The following is a 9,419-nucleotide window of genomic DNA, read 5'->3' as shown; positions in this document are numbered from 1 at the left end:
AGACAGGTGGTATCCGTCTTCTAAAATATGTCATTGCTGCGGGGCTATCAAGAAGAATTTAAAACTTTCTGACCGTTTATATAGATGCGCATGTGGCTATATTGAAGATAGAGATTTTAATGCAAGTCTAAATCTTAGAGATGCTGTAACTTACGAAGTTGCATAATCAAGCAAACGTAAGTATGTACCGAAGGCTATTTCGGGAATTAACGACTGTGGAGTGTACAAGAACTTGTGAGTAGCGTATTGCTTGCAATCGCCAAAGCATACACGATGAAGCAGTAAGAAGTAACCGTGAGGACTTCGATTTCTCGATGTGTTTGAGTATATTTAAGCACATTTTGAGTGGCAGGAACCAGGATGGAACCTATTCAGAGCATCGATGCAGAAGACGATCAGTTCGCGTATCGTTACGATACACAGCTTCTCATCGACAGACGAGACAAGGATTTAGACGAAGACGAAATCGGAGAATATATAACAACTCATTTTGAAGGCAATTCACTTATTGCAGCAGGCGATGAGGAGCTTGTCAAAATCCATTTCCACACCAATGAGCCATGGAGAATTCTTGAATACTGTAATACAGTAGGCGAGATCTATGATATTGTTGTCGAGGACATGATCCGCCAGTCAGCGGGAATGCAGGGGTAACTTGTATAGGCTCGTTTTGCAGAGATAACTGGCCTAAGGCTCATTTTGCAGAGGCAGATGGTATAAGCAACAAATTGGCACTAAGTTTGCTGATTTGTTGCTTTTTAATGCCAAAAAATCTTCTTTGCAACAAATTCTTTATACGACAATTATTTGTTGCTTGTTTGCATGAAAATCGGTTGACTTAAAAATGTATTGGCAACAAATACTAAAAAATCAAATTTCTTGTTGCACCGAATGATTTATAAGAGCAACAAAAGTATCTGATTAGTAATATTTGTTGCCACTGTTGGATTGTTGAAACCATGTATAGCAACAAAGCAAAAAGAAGATACTTCTTTTGTTGCCATATGGATTTTGCCCGACATGTGTAAAAACATATTTAGCAACAACTATTTTAAATAACTATAATTTGTTGCCAAATCAAAAAATCAGTGCAAAATCAGAACATAAATCAGAAGCTCAAAACAAGAAATCCAAAATCAGAAACCTAAATCAGGATTCCTAAGTCAGATTTCCAAAATCATTAATAAGAAAATCAAAAATCCCCAGCTAAACAAGTAATTATCAATAGAAAAGCACTGTCATTACTTCCTTTTAATGCTATTATTATTCTTAGGGGTAAAATTTTAGTAAGTTCAAAAATTTCTCACTTGCTTTAAGTTCACAAATTTCTTGCTAACTTAATGTAAGTTCACAAATTTCTCGCTTACTAAAGCAAAGTGATGTTAAGGGGGTAATCTATATGTCACATTCTTTCCGCTCCGGAGGTAAACTTTTCCTCAGGACTCTTTTCATGACCTTTTTGGTCGCAGCAACACTGATTCTTTTTGGTATCACATCAAAGGCAGCTTCATACAGCTCAGACTGGCGAGGATGGCTGCAAAAGCAGTCTGATTATGGCACTATGAGAAGCGGTGGTTGCAGAGTAGTTTCTTATTCAAAGCTTCTTAAAGCAACAGGTCTTGTCACAGATCCAAACTTCAATCCCGACAGACTCTTTGAATGGGCTGCGAATAATCACGGTGTAATATCGATTTCAAATGTTAATGAATATAGACCATTTGGAAGTATTCCGCCAAGGTATGCAAGCAGCGTACTTGGTAAAACTGTAACTCTCGCCAACACAGTAAATCTTAGCGGCGATAATAATACCAGAAGAAAAGCTATTATCGATTTTTCCAGACAGGGCTATCTTATCGTTATCTGCTGCAATGATCACTTCACCTATGTTGATGAAGAAAGAACCAGAAATACCGGCGAACTGTGGGTAGACGATTCCGGCTATGGCGTTCAGAAGGTATCTACTAAGGCCGGCGGTTATACTCTGACTCATTATTCCTATGTTATGCTTTTTACCGCTGAGTCTCCCATGCCAAAGGGCGATACCATGTCTTCCGGATACGATAGCATGATTCCTGACGGTGACTATATAATCGCTAACGCAGGCGATGCTTCATTCTATCTTGACATTTATGGTGCAGATGTTCCTGCAGCTGATGCCACCAACGTGCACCTGTGGCAGGATTCTGCTCTTGCTCAGGGTGCTCACGATATCTGGACATTAAAATATGATGGCGGGTTCTATACAATTACTCAAAAAGGTACCAGTAAAGCTCTTGATGTTTACGGCGCAGATAACACCTGTGGCGCAAATATTCAAGTCTATGAAGCCAATGGCTCCTCTGCACAAAAATGGGCCATCTCATCCAACGGAAGAAATGGCTATCGTCTTCAGGCACAGTGCAGTGGATATTCCATCGATATAGAAAATGGTACCATGTCCACCGGTACTAACATAAGACAGTGGGTTGCAAATGATTCAAACGCACAGTCCTGGATTTTCATTCCTTATATGCCCGAGCAGCCTATTGAAAATGGCAAGTATATTATTACAAGTGATCTTGCTGCTAACCTGGAGCTTGATGTTGATGGTGATACCGGAGACATCGCTAATCCTACAAATGTACAGGTTTGGGATGACTCCTGCCTCAGCGAGTTTAATTCATTTAATGTAGAAAAACTGGATAATGGATATTATAAGCTGATTCATGCAGCTTCAGGAAAGTCACTTGATCTATATGGTGCCACAACAGACTTCAACGCCAATGTATGTGTTCACGATGCAAACGGCTCTATTGCTCAGCAATGGGCCATCGTAAGATCAGGCAACGGCTACGCAATTCTTCCGAGATGCAGCGGACATGCTCTTGATGTTTCCGGTGGAACAACAACCAATGGCACAAATGTCATGGTATGGACCTTTAACGGCTTTGGCAATCAGGCAAACCAGACATGGCACTTTGTAGCTGCAGAGCATACTGTTACTTACTATGCAAATGGTGGAGACCACGCTCCTGCTCCGCAGACTAAGTTCTATAAAAATCCGCTTACAATTACAAGCGCAGAACCCACCAGAGTCGGACATGTTTTCTTAGGTTGGAGCACAAGCAAAAATTCGGGCAGAGTTGATTATCGTCCCGGCGCAACCTACAATAAGGATTCAAACTTAAAGCTCTATGCACAGTGGAGCATGGCCTCCGGCAGTGGCGACAACAACGATGATGATAACGGCGGCGATAGCGGTAACACAGGTGACAACGGTGGCAATACCGGCGGCGATTCAGGCAATACCGGCGGTGACAGTGGCAATACCGACGGCGATTCAGGCAACACCGGCGATAACGGCAACACAGGTGACAACGGCGGCAATACCGGCGGTGACAGCGGCAACACTGGCGGTGATTCAGGCAACACCGGCGATAACGGCAGCGCCAGCGATAATACCGGTGCAAATGGCGAAGGCAGCACCGCTCCCGGCAATTCCGCACCTGTAACTGTAGCTTCTAATGTCAACACCCATAAAGTCGGCGATAGTTATACTGATCAGGAAAACAATGCTGTTTACAGCATTACCTCGGCAGATGACGGCAACCTTACTGCAAGATTTGACAGAGCTGCATTGGAAAATGCTACAAATATTGTCATTCCTTCGGTAGTCACAATTGATTCTAAAAACTACATGGTTACCGAAATTGCTGCTAATGCATTTAAGAACAACAAGAATCTTAAAAAAGTTACCATTGGTGAGAATATAATTAAAATTGGTAAGAATGCATTCTATGGATGTAAGAACCTTAAGAAAATCAAGGTTAAGACAACTAAGCTCACAAAATCCACAGTTGGAAAGAATGCATTTAAGAAGATCCATTCCAAGGCAAAAGTAACCGTACCTTCAAGAAGTCTTAAGAAATATAAGAGTTTACTGAAATCCAGAGGCATTTCAAAGAAAACACAAAAGATTTCTAAGTAAAACTTTTATACCGGATTTTTAATCCGAAAAATTTAGTCAACATCAATAAACTGACATAATATAAAGAGAGACCGGCTTTGCCCGATCTCTCTTTTCCTACATAATACAAATTATTCATAAAACAAATTATTCATAGTACAGATTTTTATAACACAAACTTCATAACACAAACTTTTCAATCAGAAACTGGATTACTCTCGAAGCTGCAAAAAGTGCAATCATCGTAAACATAGTCATAGTCCAAAACTTCGTGGAGCTGTATTTAAAGCTCTTCCAGCACCCCGCTATCCTGAACAAAGCAATCAGATAAAATGCAAGAAACGGTATGCTCACAAGAAAAAGTATCTGATACGACAATATGAAAAATATAAATATTCCTGTCATTGCACCTGCCCAGAGTTTTAATAGCGAATCCTTCGGATGCTTATCTGTCACCTCAAGTGTTCTCTGTGAAATCTCATCTACGTCCATGTATATCTTTTTGAAATTAACGGTAAAGCGCCCCTCATGGTCTTTTATGGCCATCGCTTCATAATCAAGATTGTCTCCCCAATTTCCCATATGTATCCCCTCCTTATTATTTTCTGGTCCTGCATTTCCAGCAGGCTTAAATACTAATGTCCCTGCACATCACACAGAAACACATGCTAATATCATCACTCATCCCACAGAAACATATGCTAATATCATCACGCATTCCGCAGAAACATATAATGATGACACCTCACATCTACCAATACAAAGATTATACATAAAACCGCCCCCATTTTCTCATCACAAATGAATGTAAGCTGCTCATTTAATGCTAATAAAAGCCCATGTGGCACTGCATAAACATTAAAAGATTATAAAGAGCTTCATCGCATATTTTCTATCGATTCCCCGTTCTTATCAATTCTCCGACAATAACTTACTTATTTGAATGAAGGTTTTATTTTAATAAAATTTTTAGTCTTTCACAAGCGTATTGCACACCATTAATCAAATGTTAAAATTAATTTGATGCAAGTTTTCAAAGCGTTGGGGGATAATCGGGGGCTTTTCAAAAGAAGGATGGGAAATTATGAGCAAAGAAAAAACGCAGGAAAACAAAGGTAATTTTATTCAATCAGTAAAGGGCAAAATTCTCGTAATGGGTTCACTGGGAATTGCTGCTGCACTTGTCATCGGTCTTGTTGGAATTATATCCATCAACCGAAATGCCCAGAACAGTGAAGTTGTATCAACTGTCGACGAGATAAACATTCTTCAGGCCAAGAACATAGGTAACGACGCTCTGTATCAGTACTATGTTGATGAAAGCTATCTTAATGCCACTCTCACAAATCTTGATGAAATGGAGCAGTCGGCGCAGCGCCTAAAAAAGATAGGCGATCCTTCATACCAGAGCTCTATAGACTCTATTCTTGAAAAAATAGCATCCAGCAAAACCAATTTTAGTGAACTACAGGCTAATCATTCGTCGCGTGGCTATGCCCGTGATATTGGAAAATATCAGGAATATATCGCTTCAAGTGACGAACTCTCCGAAAGCTTTACAAACCTTGTCAATAACAATGACTGGGTAGAAATTACATGGATAGATTCCAACTTTGGAGTGGGAGCTACCCCTGTAAATATAGATGGAAAACAATACATGAAATATGTTTACGAAAGGGAACTGCCTGTTGTCGGCAAGCGTAACAGCCTTACATTCCGTGTCGGTGGAACCTTTACCTATAAAGGCGACTACTACATCAAGAACATCGCACTTGTAAACGGCAGTGAGAAAGTGCAAGTTGACCTTACTGCACTTGAAACAATGGAAAAATCCGGCGATGGTCTGGAAAATGCAGAATTTGCCGATTTTGACGGCGAAAGAGCCATAAAGGTAACAGGAAAATTCAATGAGACCAACGGCACCTGGGAAGAGGTTTCCACATCCATTGATGCGAAGGCATATGACATGGAAAAATTCCCTGTTTTGTATTATGAGCTCTATGTCGATCCTTCTGTATATACTCAGGGTGCCATTTTCAAATATGGCGGAGCTATTCAGGGAGTTTATGGCTTTGCATCAAACCTTTCTACTCTCGATGACATGACAGATAAATATAGTAAGCTCGTTGTGGAAGGAAAAGATGTCTCCGCTAGCCTTGCCGAAATAGAGAATCTTTTTGCAGAGATAGGCGAAAACATTCCGAAGTATACAACTGATCCTTCACTTGCTGAGATTTCTTCCGCAAGTCTTGCCACAAAGAAGGCTTTATTCGATGAACTGAAAAATATTGACGTTAACACTCTTGCCATAAAGGCTGATAATTCAGTCCTCAATTCCGATCTTAGTCAGCTTTGCGAAAGCGTCCAGAATCAGGCAGTTGATAACATGAATGCTGTAAGATCGTCAGTGACTGTAATAATTATTCTTGTCCTTATCGCAAGCATCGTTGTCCTTGTTTACATCCTTTTGAGAGTAAGTATCGGAATCAACAGAAGCGTTAAATCATTCCAGTCTGCAATTGAAAATATTGAAACCGGAAATATCAAGGCCAGAGCAGACGAAAGCGGCCATGACGAATTCGCAATGTTTGCAGAAAGCCTCAACACATTCCTTGATATACTTGAGACTACAATAACCAAGGTTAAGCATATGTCCGATGTACTTGCCGATTCGGGACTTATACTTGAGGAAAGCGCAACCAAGACAAAGACAGTTGCAAGTGAAATAAACGAGACCATAAATGAAATATCCAAGGGAGCAGCTGAGCAGGCAACAGATATTGAAGCCTCTTCGCAGCGTGTTTTTGATATCAGAAATAATATCCAGCAGATTCTCAGTAGCGTTTCAACGCTTTCCGATAAATCTTCAGATATGAGGGAAAGCGGAAAAGAAGCTACAAGCAATATGGATAACCTGACAAAATCCAGCGATTCTACAAATGCAGCATTCGGAAGGATCATCGAGCAGGTTAAGAAGACTGATGAATCCGTAAGCAAGATTCAGGAAGCTGTTACGCTTATTTCTTCTGTTGCAAATCAGATCAACCTTCTGTCACTTAATGCAAGTATTGAGGCTGCAAGAGCAGGAGACGCAGGAAAAGGCTTTGCGGTAGTAGCAAGTGAAATATCAAACCTCGCTGACTCAACCAACCAGTCAACCACCATAATCGAGGGAATCATCCGTGACCTTTCGGAGGAATCCAATAAAACTGTTCAGACCATCAATGAGGTTACCGAGCTTATTGAAAACCAGAAGACAAGCATCAGCTCCACAAGTGCAATCTTTGGCAGCGTAAGTGACAACATTGAATTTACCAAAGAAGCAGTTGAAACCGTCCTTGGACAGGCTGAATCCTCTGATAAGGCAGGAGAAACTGTTGTTGATCTTATGACAAATCTTTCGGCTATTTCACAGGAGAACGCTGCATCAGCTGAAACAACTTCAAGTGCAATGACAAAGCTCAACGACGAAACTGCAAGACTTGCAGAGACATCAGCTGAGCTTAAAGGAATTGCAGATACTCTTAAGGATGACCTTCAGTTCTTTAAGGTATGATGGATTAAAGGAACAGGGTTATGAATCTCTACTCTGTTTTCTTGCTTTCTTATCCGCGTACATCGCTTCATCCGCTATGTCCATGAGGCTTTGAACATCAATAGTGTTACATATCATGCCGCCGGCACTACCAATGCTGGCGGCAATTTTATACTCTTTACCGGCAACACTTTCCTTTGCCATAAGAAAGAGGTCCAGTCTGCTTCTGACAACATCCGGGGGCAGCTCCACCTCTGTATCGGTGATGATTGCGCACGCGAACTCATCGCCTCCATAACGGGCAGAGATGCCGTTTCTGGACGCAAAATGAGCTATTGCTTCAGCCATGCATTTTATGGCAAAGTCGCCCTGAGCATGACCAAACATATCATTGATGTATTTTAATCTGTCCATATCTATTGAAAAGATAGTCAGATATTTTCCGAAATTATTGGCGGACTCCACCATTTTCTTAAGCTCCGCCATGAAGCCGCGTCTGTTGTAAATACCTGTCAGATAGTCTAAAACAGATACCTGTTCAATTTCATGGCGCATTTTGGCAAGATTTCTGTTGGCGACAACCGCATTAATAGCGGATGAAAGGAACATTCCGAATTCCTCACATCTTCTTATATCACGGTTTGTGGTGTTTTTAGTTCCGTAGACAAGATAGCCAAAAACCTGATTCCCTGCGTGCAGAAGGCGAACCAGAAGCAGGTTCGACTCATCACCATTTATGATATCCTCAAAGCCCGGGATAAATTCCGATTCATCATACGCAGTGCCGATTCCCGAACGCTCGCCATTTTCAGATCTGAACATAGTGATGTATCTGTAGGCATCTATCCCCTCTATCTCAGGAGCAAGAAGGTCTGAAAAGACGCCTACAAACTGGAACTGTCTCTTCCAAAGCCACAATGTGGTGGCGATTGTTTTTGATAAGTCACACATGGATTCCAGGACTGAAGCCTCAGCCATAAGGTTGTTAATACTGTTAACTGCCCAGTTTACATCGGCATAGCTTGAAGAAAGCACGTTAATCTCAGTGGGCGACAAAATATCTTCTGCTTTGTAGCACCCACAGGAGCTCCTTAGCTTTAACCTGAAATCTACGCTGTGCTCCGATTGCTCATTAGCATCTTTATTGTCCCTGATTAAGCCTATGACTTTCTTTGCTTCACTTTCATAATCCGGCTCCACAGTTGATATTGCAGGCACATTGAAAAAACCGCTTTTTATTCCATCAAAACCGGTAACGATTATATCCTCAGGGACCCTGTATCCAAGAACAATAAGCTCATCCGCGCAGGCAATAGCCATTGCGTCGTTTGCGCAAACTATGGCATCTATTTCATCCCCGGATTCAATGAATTCTCTTGTTGCATCCCTTGCCGGTCTATCCCAGAAGTCACCATAAAGAAGCCGTTTTTCCTCAAAAGCAATGCCATTTTCAGCAAGCACCTCCTTGTAGGCTTCGATACGATTCTCGGAAAAATGATCCCCCTTAGGCCCTGCAATCATGTTTATCCTGCGGCATCCGTGCACCTCTATAACATGTCTGACAATAGATTTAAATCCATCCTTGTAACGCATGGATATATTAATCCTGCCAGGCAGATGTTTTTCCATAGCAATAACAGGGATTCCCTTCATCCGTCCCAGCTTGTTTATCGCAACCACCAGATAATCGTTTTTGATGAATTCCAACTGTACGATTATAGCTTTGATATCAAGATGTGCACACAAGTCAATAAGCTTGAGTTCACAGTTGTCTCTGTCCTGATCCCAGACCGTGGTTTCCGAAAAGCTGAAAGCAACGATGAAATATCCCTGTTTTATGCTTTCTTTCTCAAGTTCCCTTATGAAGTTGCTGTTCTTTTCCTGATCGAACATGCCGCCCATGAAAGCGATCAGTTTCTTAGGCTCATACATGTACTA

At 41.3% G+C, this 9,419-nt stretch carries 6 protein-coding genes; 4 read left to right on the top strand and 2 right to left on the bottom strand.

What is annotated here, in order from left to right; genetic code table 11:
• The 3 genes from G586_RS27565 to G586_RS26660 form a co-directional block, all read left to right on the top strand.
• Positions 1-166, top strand: a 166-nt coding sequence (locus tag G586_RS27565; RefSeq protein ID WP_155834227.1) for a zinc ribbon domain-containing protein, incomplete at its 5' end; no start/stop codon positions are given.
• A 194-nt stretch (positions 167-360) separates the two neighbouring features.
• The gene (locus G586_RS0116220; RefSeq protein ID WP_026528565.1) at positions 361-654 is read left to right on the top strand and encodes a hypothetical protein; all 294 of its coding nucleotides are present in this window, start codon (positions 361-363) and stop codon (positions 652-654) included.
• Positions 655-1,399: 745 nt separating this feature from the next.
• Positions 1,400-3,967: an RICIN domain-containing protein gene (locus G586_RS26660; RefSeq protein WP_026528564.1), complete on the top strand. Its 2,568-nt coding sequence runs from the start codon at positions 1,400-1,402 to the stop codon at positions 3,965-3,967.
• A gap of 159 nt (positions 3,968-4,126) precedes the next feature.
• Here G586_RS26660 and G586_RS0116210 read toward each other — a convergent pair whose 3' ends face one another.
• Positions 4,127-4,528: a hypothetical protein gene (locus G586_RS0116210; protein WP_026528563.1), complete on the bottom strand. Its 402-nt coding sequence runs from the start codon at positions 4,526-4,528 to the stop codon at positions 4,127-4,129.
• 502 nt (positions 4,529-5,030) lie between these two features.
• On the opposite strand from G586_RS0116210, the gene G586_RS0116205 reads away from it, so the two are divergent.
• Positions 5,031-7,502, top strand: a complete 2,472-nt coding sequence (locus tag G586_RS0116205) for a methyl-accepting chemotaxis protein (RefSeq protein ID WP_026528562.1) — start codon at positions 5,031-5,033, stop codon at positions 7,500-7,502.
• An 18-nt stretch (positions 7,503-7,520) separates the two neighbouring features.
• On the opposite strand, the gene G586_RS0116200 is transcribed toward G586_RS0116205, so the two are convergent.
• Complete coding sequence (locus tag G586_RS0116200) at positions 7,521-9,413, bottom strand: diguanylate cyclase (RefSeq protein ID WP_081674427.1); 1,893 nt, start codon at positions 9,411-9,413, stop codon at positions 7,521-7,523.
• Positions 9,414-9,419: the final 6 nt, after the last annotated feature.

It is taken from the genome of Butyrivibrio sp. VCD2006 (genome assembly GCF_000423925.1).
In the GTDB taxonomy this organism is placed as follows: domain Bacteria; phylum Bacillota; class Clostridia; order Lachnospirales; family Lachnospiraceae; genus Butyrivibrio.
The sequence above is the reverse complement of the archived record's forward strand: the minus strand, read 5'-3'. Positions and strand labels throughout refer to the sequence as shown.

Excerpts from the sequence above, each read along its gene's own strand:
- G586_RS0116205 (WP_026528562.1), top strand. The coding sequence starts at position 5,031 with ATGAGCAAAGAAAAAACGCAGGAAAACAAAGGTAATTTTATTCAATCA.
- G586_RS0116200 (WP_081674427.1), bottom strand. The coding sequence starts at position 9,413 with ATGTATGAGCCTAAGAAACTGATCGCTTTCATGGGCGGCATGTTCGAT.
- G586_RS0116220 (WP_026528565.1), top strand. The coding sequence starts at position 361 with ATGGAACCTATTCAGAGCATCGATGCAGAAGACGATCAGTTCGCGTAT.
- G586_RS26660 (WP_026528564.1), top strand. The coding sequence starts at position 1,400 with ATGTCACATTCTTTCCGCTCCGGAGGTAAACTTTTCCTCAGGACTCTT.
- G586_RS0116210 (WP_026528563.1), bottom strand. The coding sequence starts at position 4,528 with ATGGGAAATTGGGGAGACAATCTTGATTATGAAGCGATGGCCATAAAA.